The sequence below is a fragment of the Nocardia sp. NPDC004604 genome, assembly GCF_040609795.1.
Lineage (GTDB): Bacteria > Actinomycetota > Actinomycetes > Mycobacteriales > Mycobacteriaceae > Nocardia.
The window spans coordinates 34,627-57,114 of the sequence record NZ_JBEXLC010000008.1 but is presented as its reverse complement, the minus strand read 5'-3'; the positions used below and the strand labels follow the sequence as shown (position 1 = coordinate 57,114).

Sequence of the window (22,488 nt, the reverse complement as noted above, 5' to 3'; positions counted from 1 at the left end):
ACACATTCCTATCTCGCGTCGAGCGGTGCTGTTATGAGATGAATCACTACCGAAAGAGGAAGTCATGTCATCCCCGCAACCGTCCGGCATCACAAGCACGGCGACCACCGACCCGGCTATCGGCGACACCGGCGTCCGGTTCGACGCTCACGGTGTACTACCCATTCCCGACCGGGAGCGGGACTGCTCTTCCTGGGAGCTGTTCTGGATCTGGTGTGGCGCGAATATCGCGCCCATCAACTGGGTGCTCGGCGCACTCGGAATCGCCCTCGGGCTGAGCCTGATCGAAACGCTGATCGTGGTCTCGGTCGGAAATCTTTTCGGCTGTGCGGTATTCGGCCTGTTCAATGTCATCGGCCACCGTACAGCCGTCAATCAGATGGTGCTCGGACGTTCGGCGTTCGGCATCACCGGAGCAGTGCTGCCGGCCCTCGTCCAAGGCCTGCTGACCATGGCGTGGGTGGGGGTCAACACCTGGGTCGTGCTCGATCTCGTGCTCGCCGTGCTGGAGCAGATCGGCATTCGGGGCGGCATGGAGCTGAAGGTCGTCGTCGCGGCGGTCATCATGGTGGTTCAGCTCGCGCTCGCGCTCTATGGGTTCTACGCGATCCGAACGTTCGAGAAGTACACGGTCCCGCTCACCATCGCGGTGATGGTGGCGATGACCGTGGTGGCGCTCGCCCGCACGCACCTCGACTGGACCGCCGCCCCAGCCGCGACACCGGGCGGGAAACTCACTGCGATAACGCAACTCGTCACAGCCATCGGTGTCGGCTGGGGCCTCACCTGGATCCCTTACGCGGCGGACTACAGCCGATTCGCCCGGCCGAAGCTGCGCGCCAGGACCGTGTTCTTCGCATCGTCGGCCGGTATGTATCTGCCCACCGTCTGGCTCGCCGCGCTCGGCGCCTGCCTGGCGAGCGCCGGCGGCAGCGCCGACCCGTCCACTCTCGTGGTCAGCACCTTCGGCACGCTCGCCGTCCCGGTACTGCTGCTGATCATGCACGGCCCGATCGCCACCAACATCCTCAATCTGTACTCGTGCTCGCTGGCCGCGCTGACCATCGGCATCCGCATCGCCCGATGGAAGATCACTCTGTTCGCCGGCGTGGTGGCATCGGCGGTACTGGCGGTATTCATCAACTCGTCGAGTTTCGCGCATGCCTTCGACAACTGGATGGTGTCGATCCTGATGTGGATCAGCCCGTGGATGTCCATCCTGCTCGTCGACTACTTCCTGGTTCGTCGCCGCATCCTCTCGATCCCGGATCTCTACCGCGACGGCACGACATCGATCTACCGGAAGTTCAATGCGTGCGGCCTGGTGAGCCTCGCCGTCGGACTGCTCGCCGGCTGGTCCTGGCAGTACGGCATGGTCCCCGCCATGCAGGGGCCGATAGCCGAAGCCTTGGGCAACACCGACTTCTCCTGGTTGTCCAGCAGCCTGGTAGCCGGTGGCGTCTACGGCGCCCTGACCGTCCTGGCCTCCACTCGCCGCACCGGCGCGTGAATCGCCAGCCGGACCCTGGCGGCCACAACCCGGTGCAGTACGCACCGCACGGGGACAGATTCCCGACCGGGAATTACGGAGCGGCCAGCATGCTCTCCGCCACGCTCAGCAGGATCTGCCGGTCCTGCTGGATCGGGGCCAGCACCCGCAATCCGTAGTACGTGCTCTGTATCTGGCGAGCCAGGGGCCGCGGCGTCGCGGTCCCTGGTCATCTCGCCACCGTGCTCGCCACTGCTCATGCCGGAGGCCGTGAACGCAGCAGCGATCCCGAGGTCATTGTCGACACTTTTCGCGGCGCCACCGTCGGCTCGCGTTGGAGTTGATTGCTACTGCTGCCGATCGGGCGTGCGCGGTTATGCGCTGATACCGGCGGTGAGAATGGCGGCCAGTTCTCGATAGGCCTCGGCATCGTCGAGGCCGGTGTGCGTGCGGACCGTGCCGCGCTGGATACGAACCATCATGGTGGCGGCAAGGTCGGCGGCGAAGGCTGCGTGGACATCCCGGAAGTCGCCGGCCTGCACGCCCTCGTCGATCAGTTCCTGCACACGACGGGCGGCGATTCGGGTGTTCTTCTCGTAGATCTCGCGCGCCGGTATGAACGCGTGCAGGTCGAACATGAACTGGGTCGACGCGGGGGCGAGCGCGGTGCCGACAGCCGCCAGGTAGGCGGCGACGCGCTCGCGCGCGGTGGGGATCGGCGCGATTGCCGCCTCCACATCCTCGGTGGCGCGCCGGAAGAAGTGGACAGTCGCGGCCCGGACCAGCTGTTCCTTACTGCCTGCGAGGGTGTAGAGCGTCGACTTGGAGCAGCGCAGGCGGGCGGCGATCTCGTCCAGGGTGAGGTGCGCGAACCCTTCGGTCAGGAACAACTCGACCAGGGCGTCGAACAGTTCGGTGCGTCTGCGGGTCGCGAAGCCGGCGCGCGTTGACTGATCCATGACGCCGAATAGTACTGAAGTTCCTCTTGTAGTACTGATCATCTGACAGTACTGTTCCCGGTAATCAAGTACTGTCTCTCGTAGTCGAGGTGATGTGTGGCCGTCGAACGTTTGCTGCCCAGCGAAGAAGCTCGTGATCTGATCCAGCTCACGCGGGAGATCGCCGACAAGATCCTTGCCCCGGTCGTCGACCAGCACGAACGCGACGAGACCTATCCCGAGGGAGTGTTCGCCACGCTCGGCGAAGCGGGCCTGCTGAGCCTGCCGTATCCGGAGGAGTGGGGCGGTGGCGGTCAGCCTTACGAGGTGTACCTACAGGTGCTCGAGGAGATCGCCGCACGGTGGGCCGCGGTGGCGGTGGCGGTGAGCGTGCACAGCCTGGCCTGCCATCCGCTGCTCGCGTTCGGGACCGACGAGCAGAAGCAGCGATGGCTCCCGGATATGTTGGGCGGCAACCTGATCGGCGCGTACAGCCTGTCCGAGCCGCAGGCCGGGTCCGATGCCGCCGCGATCGCGTGCCGGGCCACCGCGGTCGAGGGCGGCTATCGCGTGAACGGCACGAAGGCCTGGATCACGCACGGCGGCAGGGCGGACTTCTATAACTTGTTCGCGCGGTCGGGTGCGGGGTCGCGGGGCCTCACCTGCTTTCTCGTGCCGAATGACACCGCAGGGCTGAGCTTCGGCAAGCCGGAACAGAAGATGGGCCTGCACGCGGTGCCGACCACGACCGCTCACTACGACGACGCGCTCCTTCCCACCGAGCGCCGGATCGGCGCGGAGGGGCAAGGACTCCAAATCGCTCTCAGCGCATTGGATTCCGGCCGACTCGGCATCGCCGCGGTCGCCACCGGTCTGGCGCAGGCGGCCCTGGACGAGGCGGTCGCCTACGCCAAGGAGCGGACCACATTCGGTAAGCCGATCATCGACCACCAAGGTCTGGGTTTTCTGCTCGCCGATATGGCCGCGGCCGTGGATTCCGCGCGGGCGACCTACCTGGATGCCGCGCGTCGCCGCGACGCGGGGTTGCCGTATACGCGGCAAGCGAGTGTGGCCAAGCTGGTCGCCACCGATGCCGCGATGAAGGTGACCACCGATGCGGTGCAGGTGTTCGGCGGCTACGGCTACACCCGCGACTTCCGTGTCGAGCGGTACATGCGCGAAGCCAAGATCACCCAGATCTTCGAAGGCACCAACCAGATTCAGCGACTGGTGATCAGCCGGTCACTGGGCCGTTGACCACCTGTCGCGCGAGAGGTTTCACCGATGCGCACTTCCGTCGCGGCGCAACCGCGCTCGACCCGACAGCACACTGAAAACCGGAATGTGCGGCCCGGCTGACGACCAATGCGGCGACCGCCAACCCCGTTCGGCGGTGCGCCTCGGGCGACATGGCGGAACCGCGTCACCCCAGTCAGGACCTCCCCGAGGTCACCGCGGCGAGTGACCGGTCGTAGAGTTCGGCGATATCCGACCGGCCGCCACTGCGGACCCAGACAACACTTGCCGCGTCGACGCGTGCAAATACCGTGGCGATGATCGCACGGGCGCGCGGATCTTGATCCGAGCCGACGGCGATACCCAGCCGCCGCTCGATGACCGGCACCAGATTCGCCTGCCAACGCAGCCTTTTCGTCACATAGCCTGCGTGCAGCGACGGAGTGTCGAAGATCAGGGTGGACAAGCGCAGGACCTGATCAGGCGTGTGATTGTCGGTCATGATGGCGAGAAACCCGGCGCGCAGGGCATCCCAGGCGGAGACGTCGACGGGCTGGTCATCGACTGTCTGCCGGTGGCCACCGCGCTGGCCGCGCTGGATCGGCGGAACCCGCCGCCGAGTGTGATCTCCGGCTTCCGGAATCGGTTGATGGCAGCGGCGGCACGCCATCTGGCAACCCGGCGACAGCACCTCGCTGTCATCGATCGGATGACGGCGTCGAACTCCGCGTGATCGTCGCGAACACGAGCAATGCTGCGTCGCCACAGGAATGCGGCGCCGAGCAGCACACCCGCCTGATCGCGATCGTCACTGCACTCCGCGCGTTCGCGCCCGGGTTCGCCCGATGCGCTCCGCCGAAGAATGGCGCGGTGATCGCCAGCACGGCATGGCTACCGCGGTAGCCATGACCTCGATCAGGTGGTAGCCGACGTCCAGCGCCGCGACGCCAACAGTGTGGTCGGTGCGGCCGTGGAGATCCGCGGCGTCAACGCAGGGCAATACCTCCCCTATCAGGGGGATGCCGCCACGCTTGGAGTGCACCCTCACCGGATACTGCGGGAGAGGCTGGGCTGATGGGATCGCGCGCTACTTCCAGGCCGCGGAGCAGATTCGGCTCGGCATCTCAGCCGCCGCGGGCCGCGACGAACGGGGAGAGCTCAGCTGGGTACTGTCGTTGCACACCGAACCGCTTGTCCCGGAACAGATTTCACTGGAACATGACGACGACGAAAAACTGACCATCCAGCAGTACTCGTTGGACAACCTCCTGACCGCACCTGGTCGGCCAGTGCCGCACCAAGTGCCATTCTGCTCACCGTCGCAGCCAGCTGTGATGTCAACCGGGCACCGGCGCGACCATCTCCAGTCCCAGTGCGGCGGCGCACCGCAGGCGCTGCAGTGCGGTCGTACCGACCCGCCAACGCCGGCAGCTTTATAGCACGGCATGGGAGCGACGGCCAGGACGGCATCGGGTCGTGGATGTGTCGCGCTGGGGCGTGGCGCGACACCCCGCCTGGTACGACGCCGGATCGCCGTCATACCAGCGGGTCCCCTGGCGCGTCGTCGGCTCGAGGTCGCGCGGTGCCGGGATCGAAGGTCTGCGACGAGATCGGTTCCGCCGCACGCCGATACGTGGCACCGTCGAAGAAATCAACCGAATTTGATCATCGAATTCTTATGTGGGATGAAGATCAAATTGTGTTACATCGGCAGAATCTGCCGTTTGCCCATTGTTAACGGTGACTATCCGCACAAAAAATAAAAGTGGACTTGCAGATCTCTTTCTCATAACATTCGTGGTGCGCGCCGTGATGGCGTCGTTATCCATCTGTGAAAGGAAACTCCGTACATGGTCTCTCGCAAGGTCCTTGCCGCCGCCGCGACCGTCTCTGCCGCCGCCCTGTTCTTCGGCCCGGCCGCGATGGCGTCCGCCGCTACCCCCGCTGCTACCCCCGTCGCTACGTCTGCCGGCACCGGCTCCGCGGGCCTGGGCTCGGGTTCGGCCGATGGTGGCTCGTCCACGGGTTCGGCCGGCTCGTCCTCCGGCTCCGCCATGCTCGACTCCGGCAGCTCGGCCATCAACAACGGCACCTCCGCCGTCCTCAACATCATCAATTCGATCACCGGTATCCGGGACCTGACCCAGCCCAAGGCCGCGTCCTGATTCGGTCTCGGTAGATCACCGCTTCCGTCCGTATTGCCCCTCGGGGCCGGATTTCTTTTGTGCCGCTACGCTAAGTATCGGCTAGTACGGGCTATTGCAGTAAGTTTGCCATGATCGAATTGATCATTCGCCATGTCGAGTAGCCACGGCGGGTGAACTATACCGATTCCGTTTGCCTGCCAACGAGATAGCCCTCCGCACTCTGCGTGCGGGGGCTTCCTTGAACACCGGGTTTCGTGCCGTTCGAAGAACTCGCCGGACGGCGCGAAATTTCCGGGTAGATCGAAACGCAACCCGTCGTGGCGGCAGTGCCGCGGGACGCGCGACCCTCTCAGTGGCGCCTGCCGCGGCGACCGCCTGCTGGGTTGACCGTGCCCAGTCCGCCGGTCGGCAGTAGGGATGCGCGCGGACCGGGCGCTCTCGACATGCCCGATATTGATTGTGCTGTGTGTCGAGCAGCGAGGATGTCAATCTCGCTTCCGGAGTGCATCGCGTCGTGCCAGGGTCGCTGCGATGCCGTCCGCTGCTGCGCGCACCGACGCCGCGTGCTGCTGCGGGCGGAAGCGGGTTACCGGACCGGTGACGCTGACTGCTGCGAGCACCCGCTCATCGGCGTCGAGCACCGGCGCGGCGATGCACACAATTCCCACTGCGGACTCCTCGAACTCGAAGGCGATCCCGCTCTCGACCACGTTATCGAGCTGTTTACGGAGCGTCCCTCGTGCAGTGATCGTCCGCGGCGCCAGTCGCGGCAGCGGTTCCGCAAGGACCGCCTGCCGCACCTCCGCGGGAGCGTGGGCCAGCAGCGCCTTGCCAATGGCGGTGGCGTGCAAGGGCATCCGGCCGCCCAGTCGGGAGGGCGAGCGCACCTGCCGGTGGCCACCTATCTTCGCGACGTACACCACCTCGTGGCTCTCCAGGAGCCCCAGGTGCACCAACTCATGGGTGCGTTCGTAGAGGTCCTCGAGGAAGGGTGTGGCCACCTCGATCAGGCCTCGCTCGACCGAGGCCCGCATGCCGAGTTCGAAAAGATGACCGCCCAGATGATAGGCACCCCCGATCCGATCCAGCAGGCGTGTCGACTCGAGATCGCCCAATATGCGGTGCAGCGTTGCCTTGGGCAGCCGTGTACGCCGTTGCAACTCGGCGAAACCGACTCCCTGGTCCTCGACCTCGAACGCGTGCAGTACCGACATCACCTTGCCCAGCACTGTGTCCGCATCCGGCTCGGCACGCCTTGCGGAGTCAGGCACTTCATGCCTCTCGATCAGCAGACCACCAGTATCTCAGTCACGCCTTCCTGCGAGGTGGTCGGGAAGGTTTCCGGCCGCGATCCCTCGTCGACGGCGAAGCTCACGAACCCTATGAGGTCCGGGCGGCAGTCAGGTCCAGGGCGATGTCGATGATCATGTCTTCCTGTCCGCCGACGAGCCCGCGCCTGCCGACCTCGAGCAGGATGTCACGCACGTCGATGCTGTACCGGTCGGAGGCGGCCTCCGCATGACGCAGAAAACTGGAATAGACGCCCGCATAGCCGAGTGTGAGGGTCTCGCGGTCCACGCGGACCGGCCGGTCCTGCAATGGTCGAACGAGGTCGTCGGCAGCGTCTTGAAGCGCGAAGAGGTCACATCCGTGCTTCCAGCCGTACAGGTCGGCGACGGCGACGAGAGGTTCGATGGGACAGTTGCCGGCGCCAGCGCCGTGGCCGGCCAGCGATGCATCGACCCGGGTCACTCCTTCCTCCACCGCCACAACGGAGTTGGCAACCGACAGCGACAGGTTCTCATGCGCGTGAATGCCGATCTCCGTAGTCGGGCTGAGCGCATCGCGATAGGCGCGAACGCGCTCGCGGACCCCGTCCATCGTCAGCCGTCCCCCGGAGTCGGTGACGTACACGCAGTGTGCGCCATAGGACTCCATGAGTGCCGCCTGCGTCGCCAGCTCGTCGGCGGGGGCCATGTGGCTCATCATCAGGAAGCCGGATACATCCATGCCGAGCTCGCGGGCCGTGGCGATGTGCTGCGCGGAGACATCGGCCTCGGTGCAGTGCGTGGCCACGCGGACGGAGCGGACGCCGAGGGAGTACGCCTGCTTCAGGTCATCGATGGTGCCGATTCCCGGCAATAGCAACGTGGTCAAGCGAGCGTGCTCGATATTGGCTGCGGCGGCTTCGATCCACTCCCAGTCGGTGTTGGACCCGGGGCCGTAGTTCAGGGAGCCGCCGGCCAGGCCATCACCGTGCGCGACCTCGATGCCATCGACACCGGCGGCATCCAGCGCGGCCACGATCGCGGCGACATTCTCCGGCGTGATGCGGTGCCGGACGGCATGCATGCCGTCGCGCAGCGTCACGTCCTGAATGAACAGGTTGGCGGTCATCGGCTTTCTTCCTTCCGCCGGGCGATGCGCTCGGCCATCTGCACGGCGGCAGAGGTCATGATGTCGAGGTTTCCGGCGTAAGCCGGCAGGTAGTGGGCAGCGCCCTCGACCTCGAGGAACACCGACACCTGATGGGTGGGCACGGTGTCGGTGCCCTCGCGCAGCAATGTGCGCACTGGTTGGCCATCCGGGATCGGACTGATCTGGACCGCCTGCTTGAGCCGGTACCCGGGCACATAGGCGGCCACGTCGCGGACCATCTTCTGCACCGATGCGGTGATCTCGGCATGGACCGCCGCGTCGGGCGCCTGCACGAGGCACAAGACGGTGTCGCGCATGATCAACGGGGGCTCGGCGGGGTTGAGGATGATGACGGCCTTACCGCGCTCCGCTCCCCCGACGCTGGTGATGGCATGCGAAGTTGTCTCGGTGAACTCGTCGATATTGGCGCGCGTGCCCGGGCCTGCCGACTTCGATGCGATGGACGCCACGATCTCCGCGTATGCAACCGGCACCACCCGCGCGACAGCCGCCACGACCGGGATCGTCGCCTGACCACCGCAGGTGACCATGTTCACGTTCGTGGCGTCGATGTGCTCCTCGATGTTGACCGCCGGAACCACGAACGGTCCGATCGCCGCCGGGGTGAGGTCGATGAGTCGCTTGCCGTACGGCGCCAGTTCGGCCGCGTTGGCCTCGTGCGCCTTGGCGGACGTCGCGTCGAAGACGATCTCGATGTCGTCGAATCCCGCCATGTCGATCAGGCCGTTGACACCGTCGGCCGTGATGGGTACTCCGAAGCGAGCCGCGCGTGCCAGGCCGTCGGAGTCCGGGTCGATGCCCACCATGGCGCCCATCTCCAGGTGCTTCGAGTGCCGCAGCACCTTGATCATCAGGTCGGTGCCGATATTCCCGGATCCGATGACGGCGACCTTGGTCTTGCCGGCGTGATTCATGCTGCGTCTCCTGCGTAGATGCTGGTGGCCTGGCTGGGGGTTGCGCCATCCGCGAAGCTGGCCTGGACCACGCCCAAGCCGCTGATCTCGGCAATGACGTGATCGCCGGTGACTACCGGCGCCATCGGGCCCAGCGCGCCCGAGAGGATGATCTGGCCGGCCCGCAGCGGATCGCCGAATTCTCGGGCGGTCCGGGCGAGCCACCGCAGGGCTTCGAGCGGGTCGCCGAGGCAGGCGGAACCGGTGCCGGTGGACACTTCACGACCGTTGATCCGCATACTCATGGTGACGTCGACCGGTTGGAACTCGTTCAGGTCGCGGCGTGCACTGCCGATCACGAAGAGGCCGCTCGACGCGTTGTCGGCGACAGTGTCCCCATAAGTGATGTCCCACCCGGCGATGCGGCTGTCGACGATCTCCAGGGCGGGCGCGGCGTATGCGACCGCACGACGTACCGACTCGATATCGAGCGGTCCGTCGTCCAGGTCCTTGCCCAGGACGAAGGCGACCTCCGCCTCGACCTTGGGCTGGAGCAGCCGGTCCATTGTCACGACCTGCTCCTCCGAACATTGCATGTCGGCGAAGAGGACACCGAAGTCCGGCCGGTCGACGCCGAGCTGGGCCTGGACTGCCGGTGAGGTGAGCCCGATCTTCCGACCGATGATGGTGGCGCCGACGTCGAGCCGGGCGGCGGTCAGGCGCTCCTGGACGGTATAGGCGGCGCCGACGTCGGTGCTGCCGATCAGGTCACGGACCGGCGCACATGGCTGCCGCTCGGCTGCTGCCTGGATGAGGCGTGCCGCGGCCGCCTCGACAACGTCGGGCCCAGATCCCAGGCTGTTATTCACGAAGGACATGGGACATACCGTGACCTATCGATATGCAGCGTGGCGACGGTTGAGTTCCGGTGAGCCGAACTCGACCACAGGTCGCCCACCGCGCAGCCGACGAAGTCGTTCCTGATTTCCGCGGCGAGACTTCGCGTTTCCCGAGATGTACACCGGACGGCGCACGGGGCGTCGATGATCCCGGCCGATATCGAGCAGTACGAGCGACATCCGAGGACCAGTCTCGATGCATCCGAATGTGGCGTCACACTCGGAATGAAGCTGCAGCTCTTCGCGATTCGGTACATTCCGGCAATGCGCCGCATCGCACGAATCGGACGCTGGAACTTCTGATTCGAGCCGCTGATCGAAGCGCGATCGACAGTGTGTGGGGCGTAGACGAGCGCACCTCGAGTCGAAGTGTTGTAGATCTCGGAGACGATGACGGTCGGTCGCTACACCACTGCCCCGTCGAGAGTCCGCCACTGCCCGTCCAGGGCACGGTTGGCGATCAGCGCGTCCGAGTCGAGTTCGGCTGGATCTCGAACCGGTAGGCATGGGCGACTGCCAGGCAGATAAGCTCGGCATCGGTCAGCTTCTGTCGGCCCGGCAGCCGCGCGGCATGCGACACCATGAGTGCAGATTTCACGTTTCGCGCGCCAGAACCAATTCGATCTAGCAAACTGCTGGATGCGCACAGAGCGGGGGCGCACCTGCGGTTTCTACAGCGACTTCCGCATTCCCCTATACATAGTTAACCGACTGTGCGTAAACTGTAACCAAGCTGATATCAAAAAGACGGCTGGGAAGGTCGGCAGCCCTGTAGGCGCTAGGTCGAAACGACCACACGTCCCGCAAGTTGCCCATGAGGTCGGCGAGCAGAGGTCCGTAACCGGCTCGCGATCTGCAGGCTTACCCTCTCGTCATCATATTGATGATCGACCCCCGCGGCACTGCGGCGGACAGCAATAACGAGACGGCAGCCGCGATTGCGTGATGTTGCCGAACAGCTGAGCGTTTCCACAACACCAGAACTGCTGCATAGGCGAGCCTCAGCGGCTCTTGCTTCCCGGGTCCGCGCTACCCGACCACGTTGCCGGAACCCGATCCCTTGTCCGAGAAATCGATTCACAAGATCACTTCAGCCACAAAGGAGCTGCAATGCACAAGAAGGTCGAAGACGCACTACATCAAGATTTCAATCGCTGGAGCGAACTGGTCGACCGCGCCGCACACGCGGATAACGAATTCGAAAGGGAGAAACCCGCCTTGGCTGCGGCAGAGCTGGCAATGAAGTGGATCCGCACCGCTGCAGAAGACTGGAGAACACTGCACGACCAATGGTGCGAAAGAATCGACCGGACGCGAGCAAGTGCGAAGTCCGAATACGCTGTGCTTTGAGCCGAATCGACCTGCGCATGTGAACGGTCGAGGGCATCACGAATACGAGCGGTCCTGTACCGGCGACGTTCTCGGATCGCCTGGTCACCGATGAACTGATGGCGATGTCGCGGCCGCGATCGCGGTCAGCTCGACCACCTCGCTGGCGGTTGCGACGGCGAACCAGTGCCGCACCGGTTTCCGGCCGCGAGGGACGATAGGTGCCGATTCCCATAACGGCATCGCGGACAGCAATGCAGGTCGCAGCACCGTCGCTGAACCGCTTCCAGCAGATCCGACCCAGCCATCGGCAATTGCGGGTCGGGCGAGTGAGTATTTCGGGTAGAGGCGTGCCGTGGTCATGTACCCGGTCGTGCTCGATATAGCGCAGGACGGGGGCCGCGGCGACGATCGCACCGATTCGCCACGGGCCAGCGTGACCCGTTGTAGGGCGTTGAATGTGGTTTTGAGCAGGGAATTTCCGCGCTCGCCTACGACGCCTTCTCCGTTGTGAGGGAATTTGGTGAAAGTCCGGGACCATCCCGAAGCCGTGAGCAGGAACGACCGCCGTCATCGGCAGTGAACCCGTATGCGTTCGGGAAGCGACGGCCAGTAGGTCGACCCCGGTGCTCGGGGGTGGTATCCGTGAGTCCGAAGATCTGCCCGTTGCGCCGCTTGTGCCGTGTCCAGCGGTCGACGCCTCGTGGATTGGGCCTCGCCGATCAGCCCAGTCGATTTCGGCCTCGGGTCACCACTGCATTTCATCGCTTCGCGCGAAGCGGCATTGATATTCGCACGGGAGTCGACTGCAAACGGGTGGGCCCGGGCAGCGACGATCGATGATCGAGTGGAAGAAAGCTATCCGTCGATGCCGTGCCAAGACCTGTACAGCTCACCGAGCGGACCGGATGTGTAGGCGTGACGAATTGCTTACCGACACGAGGTTCAAAGGAAGATCATGCAGGTGGTAGTGCCGTGTGCGACGAGCTTGCCGTTCTCGTCGATGGCCTTGCTCTCGGCGGTGGCCACCGTGCGCCCGACGTGGATCACCCTGCCCTCAGCGGTGATTCGACCGGCGTCGAGCGCCACGGCGCGGATGTAGTTCACCTTCAGCTCCAGGGTGGTGTAGCGGGCGCCGGCCGGAAGGGTGGTGTGCACCGCGAACGCCATGACCGAGTCGAGCAGGTCGAGACCGCGACGGGCCGGACCAGCGCGTCGGTCCGGCTTCGGATCACCGGTTCGGGATCGTCGCGCCATTCCAAGCCTCCGGCTCCATCACGTCGTGCAGGACGATTCCGCAGCAGGAGTGAACGGCCTCGTTGATCTCCGGGCGTGCGCCGAGGGAGGTGATCACAATCGGCACTTGATGTTTCACGATCACCTCTATGTCGTGGTCGAGGCGGTCGTTGGTGCGGTGGATGATCTGGTTGACGGCGAACGGCGCCACCGTGGCATGTGGATTGGCGGCCGCATGCGAAGCGTCTTCTTCGGTGATGCGGTCAGCCAGTTCGCCAACTGTATGGCAGGGCGGGCGTTCAGAGCCGGGAAGGAACCGATCACTCCAGCCTGGCACTGAGCGATCACCAGCTCGGGTAGCGCTTCTCGATCACACCCCGAGGGAACGTGCATCGCGGTCGACGCACTCCCAGAAGTTCACCTCAGGGGGCGGCGGGCGGCGTAGTGCTCGGCGACCGCCGAATCGATGCATGGCGAACAGCATCGATGGCAGGCGGTCGTCGGCCATCACGACGAGCCGAGTCGGTGCGGTGTGAAATTCGCGCCGGACCAACTCCCGAACTTTCTCTCAGCCGCGCACTTCCTGTACGAATTCCGCGATGGCGGAGCCGATCGCATCAGGGCTGTCTTCTTGGATGAAATGTGATCCGGGAACGGTGATTTCGCGCTGGTTGGGCCAGGTGCGACAGAATTCGCGTTGGGCGCCGGTGAGGATGGATCCCGGTTCCGCGTTGACGAACAGCTTCGGGACGTCGCTTGTGCTCAGCCATTTTCCGTAGTTCTCGACTACTTCGACGATATCTTTCGGCTCTCCGTCGATCGGTATTTGGCGAGGCCAGCTCAGAGTGGGACGACGGTCCTCGCCCGGCGACGCGAAGGGCCGCCGATATTCGGCGAGCTCCGCGTCGTTCAGTGACCGCAGCACCGACCCTGGGAGGACCTTCTCGACGAATATGTTCTTCTCCAGAACCATTCCCTCACCGGCAGGCGACCGGAATCCCTGGAACACACCTCGCGCGCGCTCCGGCCACTGTTCCCACGTGACCGGCATGACGATGCTTTCCATGTAGACGATTGCCCGGACGCGGTCGCGGTGCTGATCGGCCCAATCGAATCCCAGGGCCGACCCCCAGTCGTGGAGGACCAGCACGAAATTGTCGCCGAGGTCGAGCGCATCCCACAGCCCGAAGAGATAGTCACGGTGCTCGGCGTAGGCATATCGGTCGGGACCGGACTCCGGGAGCTTGTCGGAATCACCCATACCGATGAGATCACAGGCGACCAACCGCCCCAGCCCTGCACAGTGCGGCATGACATTGCGCCACAAATACGACGATGTCGGGTTGCCATGTTGGAAGACAATGGCGTCGCCCTCCCCCTCATCGATATAGGCCATGCGTTGCCCGCGAATATCCGAGAACTTCTTCGAAGCGAAAGGCTCTGTGCTGTACGACATCATTCTCCTCGATGAGCAGTTCGATGTGCTCGGGATCTCGCATTGCGGCTTCCGGGGCGGTTCAGCGTGATCCAGGCTGTGTGGTCATTCGAAACGGCAGTTCTGGTAATTCATGCCTCCGCCTCATGTTCGCGCTCGGCGCGTTCATCGACGGCAGCGCCCATCTGCGCCACCGTATTCCGGCACACCCGAAGAATCCGCGACGAGAAGGACTCGGATTCCACCGCTCGCGACAGCACCAGACCGCCGATGCACAGGGCCAGGGTCGCGATCGCTTCGTCATAGAGTTCGTGTTCCTGCGTCTCGTCCACTGGTCGTCCCCCCATCGCGTTGAGGGTCTTGCGCAGTTCCTCCTCGTAGGCGGCACGGAACTCGGCGGGCAAGCGCGCGGCATCGGATCCGATCGCCGAGAACGCACACGAATCGGCGCGATCGTCGCGATGGGTTCGGTTGAGGTAGCCACGGGCGAGGCGGGCCGCGCGTGCGCCCCAGGAAGCGTCCGGCTTCTTGCCGATCCAGCGCGGCCGGCTTTCGGCAAGCCCGTGCCGGAAGGCTGCGATGGCCAGTTCGTCTTTGCTGGCGAAGTGCGAGTAGAAGGCCCCGTGCGTCAGTCCCGCATCCTGCATGACCTTGCCGATGGCGCCGCCGTCGGGACCGTCCGCCCGCAGCCGAGCGGCGCCCGCATCGAGGATGCGCGTCAACGACTCTCGTTTCTGTCGCGCTCGCTGTCCCTCCTCAGGGGTCGAATTTCGCATGTCGACCATCATGCGAATTACAATCTCGCATGATTTCCATCATGTCAATCCGCCCCACCGGGCGACGGCAATTGCTCGATCGCTTTCGACGATCCGACTGGTCCGCGGCCGCGAAACGCCGCCGACCAGATCGTTCGATGACGGCCGCGACGGTGCGAAACCAACCGTCGCGCGCGGTGCGGGCTGAAAGCAGCCCGGGGCCAGCCACGTATGCGCCCCGGATGCGCTGCACGAGCTGATTCCCAGACAAGTTCGGCTGGGCATTCGAAGCTGTTGTTGGCTCGGCCAATGTGCTCGAGACCGCGTACGCCGTCACCGGTCGTGGTGGTGGTGGTGGCACCGTGTCGGCCGGACTGCCACGTCCCTCGGCGACCGTGCAGCTGTCACCGCTCAGCATCGAGGGGCGCATCCTCGGGTCCTGCATGGGCACGGCACAGCCTGCTGTGGACATTCCGACGGTGCTCAGAAAGGCCCTGGTGAGGAGTCGCGCGCCGACCGAAACGTACGGCGAAACAGCGTGGCCCCGGACTGCGGGGTTACCAGGCCGGCCAAGCCGCGGGGAGAGGACGAAGGGCCTCGATATAAAGGTCTTCGTGATCGGTCGCCTTCGACGGGGACCGAGCAGGCTTAGTGTTATGGATACCGTCCAGCATGCTGCCCTTCGGGTCCGCGCAGGCTGTTCGGCGTGCGGATGCGATGTCCGCTGGTCGCAACGAGATTCGACCCATATCGCGGTCAGCGTCGAGTTTCCGGAACTGACGTGCGCCTGGTCATCGCGTGCGGCGATCGACGGTCTGGAAGACAAGATCCGCGCGACACTCGCGGCGGAACCGAGCCGGACCGAAGCGGTCTGAGGAAGCACGAGCGTAGCGGTACGACGGACACCCGGCGAAGACGAAGGCAGCAGGCAATGGGCCCCCGCGAATCCCACATGTCGCAATCGGACCTGTTCTCGTGGAACATGGAGCGGGATCCGATCCTGCGTTCGACCATCGTCTCGGTTCTGATCCTCGATACCGATCCGGACTGGGATCACTTGGTGGAGACGATCGATCGCGGCACCCGCCTCGTACCGAGGTTGCGGCATCGGCTGGTCGCCGCGCCGCTCGGTCTCGCCCCGCCCAGGTGGACGGTCGATCCGGGTTTCGACCTGTCCTGGCACCTGCGACGGGTTGCGCTGCCGGAACCGGCGACCATGTCCGAGGTACTCGAATTCGCGCGCACCGAGGCGATGACCGCCTTCGATCCGGCTCGTGCGCTGTGGCGCTCGACATTGCTCAGCGGTTTGTCGGGTGGAAGATGCGCGCTGGTGATGACAGTGCACCACAGCCTCACCGACGGTATCGGCGGCATTCAGATCGCCGCAGCGCTATTCGATTTCGATCGTGCGGGCACCGATCGCGGTCATCCGCCCGAGCCGCCGGACGACGGTGACGGCGAGCTGCGCGATGTCGTGGCATGGAACTGGGCGGTCGGCTCGGATCTGCTTCGCGACGGCATCCGGGCGACACCGCAAACCATGTGGCGAGCTGTCACTCATCCCGCTCGGACGGTACGCGACACCGCCGCACTTGCGACGTCGGTGGTCCGCCTTGCCAAGCCCGTCACCGCCACGCTGTCGCCGGTGATGACCGAACGCAGTCTCGGTCGCGGACTGGCGGTGCTGGATGCACCCCTCGAGCAAATGCGCCGCGCCGCGCGTGCTGTGGGCTGCACGATGAACGATGCCTTTCTGACCGCGGTGGTCATCGGACTGCGCAGGTATCACGACCGGCACGGGGCGAAGGTCGACCAGCTGCGGCTCACCATGCCGATCAGTCTTCGGACGGCCGATGATCCGCTCGGCGGCAACCGGATCACGCTCACTCGTTTCGCGTTGCCGGTCGACATCGCCGAGACCGAAGACTTGATGCGCGCCGTGGACGCCGCCGTCGGCAGTTGGCGCCGCGAACCGGCCATACCGCTGTCCGGTGCTATCGCGGCGGCGTTCAACCGGTTGCCGGTCGGAGTGGTCACCGGGATGCTCAAGCATGTCGACTTTGTCGCCTCCAACGTCCCGGGTTCCCCGGTGCCCCTCTATATCGCCGGTGCGCGCATCGACCGCATGTACGCGTTCGGCCCAACCATCGGCACGGCCGTCAACGTGACATTGACATCACATGTCGGAACCTGTTATGTCGCGATCAACGCGGACTCCGCTGCGATCCCCGACCTCGCGACCTTCACCGAATGCCTCGCCGCAGGCTTCGCTACCGTGCTCCGCCTCGGCGGTGAGTGCCCACCGCAAGCCGCTACCGATGCCACGGCCGAAGCATCTCGATCGACACCGGTCTGATCGGTTGCTCCTAATCGCGGCCATCAAGGCAGTGGCACCGAGGTACCCAGCAGGTGGACCGGATCGCGGCGCTCACACGCATCTGCCTGGCGTTCCGACCGGTGTGACGCCACCGCAGGTCGCTTCGGCGCCCGGCCGCCCCGAGCGCAGCGGCCGTCTGCTCGTGGCGTCTGCCGACGCGAGTGGTGACCTTCGGCCCTCGTTGCACCGACATCCGCTCACCAGACTCGACAGCGTAGAAATCTGCGATCCGCAGGGGGCCTCATGAAGCCTGGCGACACGGTGGTAATCGACCGCGCGGGCCTGGACCGCCTCGTTGAAGTCCTGCACGAGGAGGAGTATCGGGTCATCGGTCCGCAGGAGCACGACGGTGCGATCGTGCTGGACGATCTCGCGTCCGGAGCGCAGCTGCCCGCCGGGTGGAGCGTGGATACCGAGCCCGGACGGTATCGGCTGCGGCGCCGCGATGATGCCGCCGTGTTCGCGCATTCGGCCGGGCCCGGCTCGTGGAAACAGTTCCTGCATCCGCCACACCGCAAGGTGTGGGAGATGGGGCCCGACCTGAACGAGCAACGTGCCGAAGACTCCGCACAACGGTTTGCGTTTGTCGGCGTGCGCGGGTGTGATCTCGCCGCGATCGCGATCCTGGGCCGCGTACTCGGCGGTGGGACATATCCCGACACCGGATACACCGGTCGCCGCGCGGGCCTGTTCGTGGTTGCGGTGAACTGCACCGAGCCGGGCGGTGTCTGCTTCTGTGTCTCGGTGGGCACCGGGCCCGGCGTGTCCAACGGATATGACCTCGCGCTCACCGAAATCATCGACGCCGTCGGGCATCGATTCCTGGTCGACATCGGCACCGAGACCGGTGCAGATGTGCTCGCGCACCTCACCACTGGTGCCGCCGAAACCGCTGACGTCACCACCGCCCGGACCGCGGTCGACGCTGCTGCCGGACGGATGGGCCGGTCGATGCCGGACGCCGACCTGCCCACCGTGCTTCGCGAATCCCACGACTCGCCGCAGTGGCAGGACGTGGCGTCTCGGTGCCTCACCTGTGGCAACTGCACGATGGTGTGCCCCACCTGTTTCTGTACCTCCGCCGAGGACGTCACCGATTTGACCGGCGATCACGCCGAGCGCTGGGAACGCTGGGTGTCCTGCTTCGAACTGGATTTCTCCTATCAGCACGGCGGCAGTGTCCGGCAGTCCGGCGAGAGCCGATACCGGCAGTGGCTCACCCACAAGCTCGGCACCTGGCACGACCAGTTCGGCAGCTCCGGCTGCGTGGGCTGTGGACGCTGTATCGCCTGGTGCCCGGCCGGGATCGACATCACCGCTGAAATGGCCGCGCTCGCCGAAGGGGGCCGCCAGTGACCGCAGTTGACGAACTGTCGCAGTTCGCCCAGCTGGCAGCACTGACCGACACGGAACTCGCCGTGCTCGCCGACGCCGGTCGCGATGTCAGCTACCCGGCCGGGCAGCAGCTGATCACCGAGGGGCGATCGGCCGACCGGTGCTGGCTGATCCGCGACGGCCGGGTCAGGCTCGACGCGTACGTCCCGGGCCGCGGCGATATCGTCGTCCAAACCCTGGGCAGTGGAGACCTATTGGGCTGGTCGTGGCTGATGCCACCGTACCGGTGGCATTTCGGTGCACACACGGTCGAACCGGTACACGCGATCGAATTCGATTCCGCTCGACTGACCGAACTCGCCGACCTGGACCCGGTATTCGGCCGCGCCCTGAACCGCATGCTGCTCGAGGCTGTGCTGGAACGGCTGCAGGCCACCCGGGCACGGCTGCTCGATCTGTACCGCAATCCGGGCGACACCTCCGCACGCTCGCCGCTGAGCGGTACCGCCGACGGAAGAAGCCGATGAGCCCGCGTGGCGCAGCGACGAGCACCACCATCGCGCGGGGTACACCGGCACCGGGCGACACCATGCTGCCCTACCGTGTCGTCGGCCGTACCCCACAGAACCGCGACACGGTGACCCTCATGCTCGAACCGGTTTACCAGGCAGCGCAACGGTTTCGGGCCGGGCAGTTCATGATGCTCTACAGCTTCGGCGTCGGCGAGGTCGCCATATCGATCAGCGGCAGCCCGGCGGCCACCGACGATATCCTCGAACACACGATCCGCGCGGTCGGCGCGGTCAGCCGCGCGCTGCACGACACCGCGGTCGGTGAGTTGATCGGGGTGCGCGGGCCATTCGGCAGCGGCTGGGACCCCGAATCCGCGCGCGAGCGCGATCTTGTGATCGTCGGCGGCGGTGTTGGACTGGCGCCGCTGCGGCCGGTCGTACTCACGGCTCTGGCGGCGCGCGCGGACTATCGGCAGGTGGTACTGATCACCGGTGCCCGAACCCCGTCCGACCTCCTGTTCCGAAACGACCAACGGCTGTGGGCCGCGACCGGTGATGTCGAATTGCATCAGACTGTCGATCATCCGGCGGCGGGCTGGACCGGCCAGGTCGGCTTCGTCACCGAATCACTGACCAGGCTCAGGCTGGACCCCGGTCGCACAACGGCATTCCTGTGCGGTCCGGAACCGATGATGCGATTCTGCGCGCAGACCTTGCTGCGCAAGGGAATTGCCGCAACCGATATCCGGATCGCGCTCGAACGCAACATGCAGTGCGGCGCCGCCCGCTGCGGACACTGCCAACTCGGACCGCTGCTGCTGTGCCGCGACGGCCCGGTGGTCGACTACGCGACAGCTCAACCGCTGCTATCGATCCGGGAGCTGTGATGAACACTTCCCAGACGAAGACCCCGACCTTGGCGGTGTGGAAGTTCACCTCGTGCGACGGCTGCCAACTCACCCTGCTCGACTGCGAGGACGAGTTGCTGAGCCTGGCCGGACGCCTCCATATCGCACATTTCACCGAGGCGACCAGCACGGTCGAACCCGGCCCCTACGATGTGTCGCTGGTCGAAGGATCGGTCACCACGCCGGAGGAACAGCGCCGCATCATCGAGATCCGGTCGCAGTCACGGATTCTCGTCACAATCGGTGCCTGTGCGACTCACGGCGGCATCCAGGCGCTGCGCAACTTCGCCGATGTCACCGAGTTCACTTCCGTGGTGTATGCCAGCCCGCAATATATTTCGACGCTCGCCACCTCGACACCGATCTCGGCGCACGTGCCAGTGGATTTCGAGCTGCGCGGCTGCCCGATCGACCGTCGCCAACTACTGGACACGCTGTGCGCCTTCCTCGCCGGGCGTGCCCCCGACCTGCCGAACACCAGCGTCTGCACCGAGTGCAAGCGCCGCGGGACCACGTGTGTGACTGTCGCACACGGCATTCCGTGTCTGGGCCCGGTCACCCAGGCCGGGTGCGGTGCGCTGTGCCCGGCTTACCATCGCGGCTGCTATGGCTGCTTCGGTCCGATGGCGACTCCGAATATCCGTGCACTGCTGCCGATTCTGAGTGTCAACGGCATGTCCACCGACGATGTCGACCGAGTGTTCCACACTGTCGCCGCAGCCGCACCGGCCTTCGCGGACAGGAGGTCCGGTGAGTCATCGCAGTAGGCAGTTGCGGGTCAGTTCGCTTGCGCGGGTGGAGGGCGAAGGCGCGCTGCGGATCGTTGTTTCCGACGGTGCCGTCGAGCGGGCCGAGCTGAACATCTATGAGCCGCCCCGCTTTTTCGAGGCGTTCCTGCGCGGTCGCGCCTACACCGAACCGCCCGACATCACCGCCCGCATCTGCGGCATCTGCCCGGTCGCCTACCAGACCAGCGCCTGCAACGCACTCGAGCAGCTCTGCGACGTCGAGCTCGACCCGCCGCTGGCGCGTTTGCGCCGACTGTTGTACTGCGGAGAGTGGATCTCCAGCCATTCCTTACATATCTACCTACTGCATCTACCCGATTTCCTCGGCTATCCCGACGCCATCACCCTCGCCGCCGATCATCGTGAGCTCGTCGAACAGGGCTTGGCGGTGAAACGGGCAGGCAACGCCTTGCTCGAACTGATCGGTGGACGGTCCATCCATCCGATCAACGTCCGAGTCGGCGGCTTCTACTCCGTTCCGTCCCCTACCGATCTCGTACCACTGGCCGAACAGCTGCGCCGTGCACTGGATTACGCCGTGCACACCGCGCGCTGGGCTGGTGGACTCGAATTTCCGGACGCGGAGCTGGACCACGACCTGCTCGCCGTCTCCGACCCGCATCGGTATGCGATCGAATCCGGAGATATCCACAGCAGTTCCGGACTCACCTTCTCCGCTGCCGAATTCGCCGAGCACGTCGCCGAAGATCAGGTTCCGCACTCGACCGCCCTGCACGCGACCCTCGACGGCCGCCGCTACCTCACCGGACCGCTGGCCCGGTACACACTCAACTCCCCCCGGTTGTCGCCGATGGCTCGTCAGGTCGCCGCCGAGATCGGACTCGGCGGTGCATGCCGCAACCCGTTCCGCAGCATCCTGGTTCGCACCGTCGAGGTCGTCTATGCCATCGAGGAGGCGCTACGGCTGCTCGAAGACTACGAAACACCTTCGCGCGCAGCCGTTCCCGTCACTGCTCGGGTGGCTACCGGCCATGGTGTGAGTGAGGCACCACGGGGTCTGTTGTATCACCGCTACGACGTCGACGCCGACGGCATCATCCGTTCCGCCGACATCGTTCCGCCCACCTCGCAGAACCAGGCCGCCATCGAAGACGACCTGCGTCGCGTCGTCACAGCCCACCTCGACCTCGACGACGCGGCGCTCACCGCACTGTGCGAACGCACCATCCGCAACTACGACCCGTGCATCTCGTGCTCGGCACACTTCCTCGCACTCGACGTGGTGCGCCGGTGACCGGGCCGCAGGCCGTCGTTATCGGTGTCGGGAACGAGTTTCGCCGCGATGATGGGATCGGCCCCGCCGTGGCCCGAGATATCGAAGCGCTCGATCTGCCCGGTGTTGTCGTCACCGTGCGCGACGGCGAACCGACCGGACTGCTAGACGCGTGGGACGGCGCCGAGCTCGCCGTCATCGTGGACGCCGTCGAGTGTGAACCGTCCACTCCGGGCCGCGTCTGGTGTACCACTGTCGACGCCCTGCGTGAACTCACCACCGCAACCAGCTCCCACGCCCTCGGCATCCCCGACGCGGTGCCACTCGGACGAGCGCTCGGCCGCCTCCCCCGTGAGCTCGTCGTCATCGCCGTGGAAGCAGCGACCCTCGACCTCGGCGTCGGCCTGTCCGGTCCCGTCGCGGCAGCGCGCCCACGAGTCGTTCAGGCGACCTTGACCGAGCTGGCGCGCGCCGGGATCGCAACCGGATAGATACATCGCTACGCGGCCGGACCACGCACCGCCACATGCTCTTGGTC

Annotated in this window: 21 protein-coding genes, 3 pseudogenes and 1 riboswitch; of the genes and pseudogenes, 14 read left to right on the top strand and 10 right to left on the bottom strand. The window is 65.4% G+C overall.

Annotation, left to right across the window (positions count from 1 at the left end):
- Positions 1–64 precede the first annotated feature (64 nt).
- Complete coding sequence (locus ABZW16_RS05705; RefSeq protein ID WP_354952570.1) at positions 65–1,510, top strand: cytosine permease; 1,446 nt, start codon at positions 65–67, stop codon at positions 1,508–1,510.
- Between the two features lie 353 nt (positions 1,511–1,863).
- On the opposite strand, the gene ABZW16_RS05700 is transcribed toward ABZW16_RS05705, so the two are convergent.
- Positions 1,864–2,448, bottom strand: a complete 585-nt coding sequence (locus ABZW16_RS05700; protein ID WP_354952568.1) for a TetR/AcrR family transcriptional regulator — start codon at positions 2,446–2,448, stop codon at positions 1,864–1,866.
- 96 nt (positions 2,449–2,544) lie between these two features.
- Between ABZW16_RS05700 and ABZW16_RS05695 the strand changes: the two genes are divergently transcribed.
- A complete protein-coding gene (locus tag ABZW16_RS05695) occupies positions 2,545–3,684 on the top strand; it encodes an acyl-CoA dehydrogenase family protein (RefSeq protein WP_354952566.1) in 1,140 nt (379 codons plus the stop codon).
- Positions 3,685–3,859: 175 nt separating this feature from the next.
- Here the strand turns inward: ABZW16_RS05695 and ABZW16_RS05690 are convergent, their stop codons facing one another.
- On the bottom strand, positions 3,860–4,165 hold the full coding sequence (locus ABZW16_RS05690) for a hypothetical protein (RefSeq protein WP_354952564.1): 306 nt from the start codon (positions 4,163–4,165) through the stop codon (positions 3,860–3,862).
- Between ABZW16_RS05690 and ABZW16_RS05685 the strand changes: the two genes are divergently transcribed.
- Both ABZW16_RS05685 and ABZW16_RS05680 read left to right on the top strand, forming a co-directional pair.
- The gene (locus tag ABZW16_RS05685; protein WP_354952562.1) at positions 4,151–4,396 is read left to right on the top strand and encodes a hypothetical protein; all 246 of its coding nucleotides are present in this window, start codon (positions 4,151–4,153) and stop codon (positions 4,394–4,396) included. The genes ABZW16_RS05690 and ABZW16_RS05685 overlap by 15 nt on opposite strands.
- A gap of 1,117 nt (positions 4,397–5,513) precedes the next feature.
- Positions 5,514–5,828, top strand: coding sequence for a hypothetical protein (locus tag ABZW16_RS05680; protein WP_354952560.1), 315 nt, complete (start codon positions 5,514–5,516; stop codon positions 5,826–5,828).
- Between the two features lie 467 nt (positions 5,829–6,295).
- Here the strand turns inward: ABZW16_RS05680 and ABZW16_RS05675 are convergent, their stop codons facing one another.
- The 4 genes from ABZW16_RS05675 to ABZW16_RS05660 all read right to left on the bottom strand — a co-directional run bounded on the left by ABZW16_RS05675 (position 6,296) and on the right by ABZW16_RS05660 (position 10,020).
- Complete coding sequence (locus ABZW16_RS05675) at positions 6,296–7,024, bottom strand: IclR family transcriptional regulator (protein ID WP_354952649.1); 729 nt, start codon at positions 7,022–7,024, stop codon at positions 6,296–6,298.
- Positions 7,025–7,190: 166 nt separating this feature from the next.
- Complete coding sequence (gene dmpG / locus ABZW16_RS05670) at positions 7,191–8,207, bottom strand: 4-hydroxy-2-oxovalerate aldolase (RefSeq protein ID WP_354952558.1); 1,017 nt, start codon at positions 8,205–8,207, stop codon at positions 7,191–7,193.
- Entirely contained in the window at positions 8,204–9,163 is a 960-nt protein-coding gene (locus tag ABZW16_RS05665; RefSeq protein WP_354952557.1) for an acetaldehyde dehydrogenase (acetylating), read from the bottom strand. Before ABZW16_RS05665 ends, dmpG begins: the two co-directional genes overlap by 4 nt.
- The gene (locus ABZW16_RS05660) at positions 9,160–10,020 is read right to left on the bottom strand and encodes a fumarylacetoacetate hydrolase family protein (protein ID WP_354952555.1); all 861 of its coding nucleotides are present in this window, start codon (positions 10,018–10,020) and stop codon (positions 9,160–9,162) included. Before ABZW16_RS05660 ends, ABZW16_RS05665 begins: the two co-directional genes overlap by 4 nt.
- Positions 10,021–11,151: 1,131 nt before the next feature.
- Between ABZW16_RS05660 and ABZW16_RS05655 the strand changes: the two genes are divergently transcribed.
- On the top strand, positions 11,152–11,391 hold the full coding sequence (locus ABZW16_RS05655) for a hypothetical protein (protein ID WP_354952553.1): 240 nt from the start codon (positions 11,152–11,154) through the stop codon (positions 11,389–11,391).
- A 445-nt stretch (positions 11,392–11,836) separates the two neighbouring features.
- Positions 11,837–12,052: riboswitch (cobalamin riboswitch) on the top strand.
- A 263-nt stretch (positions 12,053–12,315) separates the two neighbouring features.
- On the opposite strand, the pseudogene ABZW16_RS05650 reads toward ABZW16_RS05655, so the two are convergent.
- From ABZW16_RS05650 to ABZW16_RS05635, 4 genes and pseudogenes are all read right to left on the bottom strand, one after another.
- Positions 12,316–12,555, bottom strand: a pseudogene (locus tag ABZW16_RS05650) (PaaI family thioesterase); the annotation flags it as partial.
- Positions 12,556–12,643: 88 nt separating this feature from the next.
- A pseudogene (locus ABZW16_RS05645) lies at positions 12,644–12,963 on the bottom strand (nitronate monooxygenase); the annotation flags it as partial.
- Positions 12,964–13,174: 211 nt separating this feature from the next.
- Positions 13,175–14,065, bottom strand: coding sequence for a haloalkane dehalogenase (locus tag ABZW16_RS05640; RefSeq protein WP_354952551.1), 891 nt, complete (start codon positions 14,063–14,065; stop codon positions 13,175–13,177).
- 107 nt (positions 14,066–14,172) lie between these two features.
- A complete protein-coding gene (locus ABZW16_RS05635) occupies positions 14,173–14,763 on the bottom strand; it encodes a TetR/AcrR family transcriptional regulator (RefSeq protein ID WP_354952549.1) in 591 nt (196 codons plus the stop codon).
- Positions 14,764–15,074: 311 nt separating this feature from the next.
- On the opposite strand from ABZW16_RS05635, the pseudogene ABZW16_RS05630 reads away from it, so the two are divergent.
- From ABZW16_RS05630 to ABZW16_RS05590, 9 genes and pseudogenes are all read left to right on the top strand, one after another.
- Positions 15,075–15,317 (top strand): annotated as a pseudogene (locus tag ABZW16_RS05630) (alcohol dehydrogenase); the annotation flags it as partial.
- Positions 15,318–15,452: 135 nt separating this feature from the next.
- Entirely contained in the window at positions 15,453–15,671 is a 219-nt protein-coding gene (locus tag ABZW16_RS05625) for a hypothetical protein (protein ID WP_354952547.1), read from the top strand.
- Positions 15,672–15,748: 77 nt separating this feature from the next.
- Positions 15,749–17,152: a wax ester/triacylglycerol synthase domain-containing protein gene (locus tag ABZW16_RS05620; RefSeq protein ID WP_354952545.1), complete on the top strand. Its 1,404-nt coding sequence runs from the start codon at positions 15,749–15,751 to the stop codon at positions 17,150–17,152.
- Positions 17,153–17,416: 264 nt separating this feature from the next.
- Positions 17,417–18,529 (top strand): 4Fe-4S dicluster domain-containing protein, encoded by a 1,113-nt coding sequence (locus tag ABZW16_RS05615; RefSeq protein WP_354952543.1) that lies wholly within the window; start codon positions 17,417–17,419, stop codon positions 18,527–18,529.
- Positions 18,526–19,035: a cyclic nucleotide-binding domain-containing protein gene (locus ABZW16_RS05610; RefSeq protein WP_354952541.1), complete on the top strand. Its 510-nt coding sequence runs from the start codon at positions 18,526–18,528 to the stop codon at positions 19,033–19,035. Before ABZW16_RS05615 ends, ABZW16_RS05610 begins: the two co-directional genes overlap by 4 nt.
- Positions 19,036–19,097: 62 nt before the next feature.
- Complete coding sequence (locus ABZW16_RS05605; RefSeq protein ID WP_354952647.1) at positions 19,098–19,907, top strand: FAD/NAD(P)-binding protein; 810 nt, start codon at positions 19,098–19,100, stop codon at positions 19,905–19,907.
- Complete coding sequence (locus ABZW16_RS05600; protein ID WP_354952539.1) at positions 19,907–20,695, top strand: oxidoreductase; 789 nt, start codon at positions 19,907–19,909, stop codon at positions 20,693–20,695. The genes ABZW16_RS05605 and ABZW16_RS05600 overlap by 1 nt, the downstream gene beginning before the upstream one ends.
- Complete coding sequence (locus tag ABZW16_RS05595; RefSeq protein ID WP_354952537.1) at positions 20,679–21,971, top strand: Ni/Fe hydrogenase subunit alpha; 1,293 nt, start codon at positions 20,679–20,681, stop codon at positions 21,969–21,971. Before ABZW16_RS05600 ends, ABZW16_RS05595 begins: the two co-directional genes overlap by 17 nt.
- Positions 21,968–22,441 carry a hydrogenase maturation protease gene (locus tag ABZW16_RS05590; RefSeq protein ID WP_354952535.1) on the top strand — a complete coding sequence of 158 codons (474 nt, stop codon included), beginning with the start codon at positions 21,968–21,970 and terminating at the stop codon, positions 22,439–22,441. The genes ABZW16_RS05595 and ABZW16_RS05590 overlap by 4 nt, the downstream gene beginning before the upstream one ends.
- Positions 22,442–22,488 lie beyond the last annotated feature (47 nt).

Coding starts and splice junctions, on each gene's coding strand:
- ABZW16_RS05705 (WP_354952570.1), top strand. CDS start 65: ATGTCATCCCCGCAACCGTCCGGCATCACAAGCACGGCGACCACCGAC.
- ABZW16_RS05700 (WP_354952568.1), bottom strand. CDS start 2,448: ATGGATCAGTCAACGCGCGCCGGCTTCGCGACCCGCAGACGCACCGAA.
- ABZW16_RS05690 (WP_354952564.1), bottom strand. CDS start 4,165: ATGACCGACAATCACACGCCTGATCAGGTCCTGCGCTTGTCCACCCTG.
- ABZW16_RS05680 (WP_354952560.1), top strand. CDS start 5,514: ATGGTCTCTCGCAAGGTCCTTGCCGCCGCCGCGACCGTCTCTGCCGCC.
- ABZW16_RS05675 (WP_354952649.1), bottom strand. CDS start 7,024: ATGTCGGTACTGCACGCGTTCGAGGTCGAGGACCAGGGAGTCGGTTTC.
- dmpG (WP_354952558.1), bottom strand. CDS start 8,207: ATGACCGCCAACCTGTTCATTCAGGACGTGACGCTGCGCGACGGCATG.
- ABZW16_RS05665 (WP_354952557.1), bottom strand. CDS start 9,163: ATGAATCACGCCGGCAAGACCAAGGTCGCCGTCATCGGATCCGGGAAT.
- ABZW16_RS05660 (WP_354952555.1), bottom strand. CDS start 10,020: ATGTCCTTCGTGAATAACAGCCTGGGATCTGGGCCCGACGTTGTCGAG.
- ABZW16_RS05655 (WP_354952553.1), top strand. CDS start 11,152: ATGCACAAGAAGGTCGAAGACGCACTACATCAAGATTTCAATCGCTGG.
- ABZW16_RS05640 (WP_354952551.1), bottom strand. CDS start 14,065: ATGATGTCGTACAGCACAGAGCCTTTCGCTTCGAAGAAGTTCTCGGAT.
- ABZW16_RS05625 (WP_354952547.1), top strand. CDS start 15,453: ATGGATACCGTCCAGCATGCTGCCCTTCGGGTCCGCGCAGGCTGTTCG.
- ABZW16_RS05620 (WP_354952545.1), top strand. CDS start 15,749: ATGTCGCAATCGGACCTGTTCTCGTGGAACATGGAGCGGGATCCGATC.
- ABZW16_RS05615 (WP_354952543.1), top strand. CDS start 17,417: ATGAAGCCTGGCGACACGGTGGTAATCGACCGCGCGGGCCTGGACCGC.
- ABZW16_RS05605 (WP_354952647.1), top strand. CDS start 19,098: ATGCTGCCCTACCGTGTCGTCGGCCGTACCCCACAGAACCGCGACACG.
- ABZW16_RS05600 (WP_354952539.1), top strand. CDS start 19,907: ATGAACACTTCCCAGACGAAGACCCCGACCTTGGCGGTGTGGAAGTTC.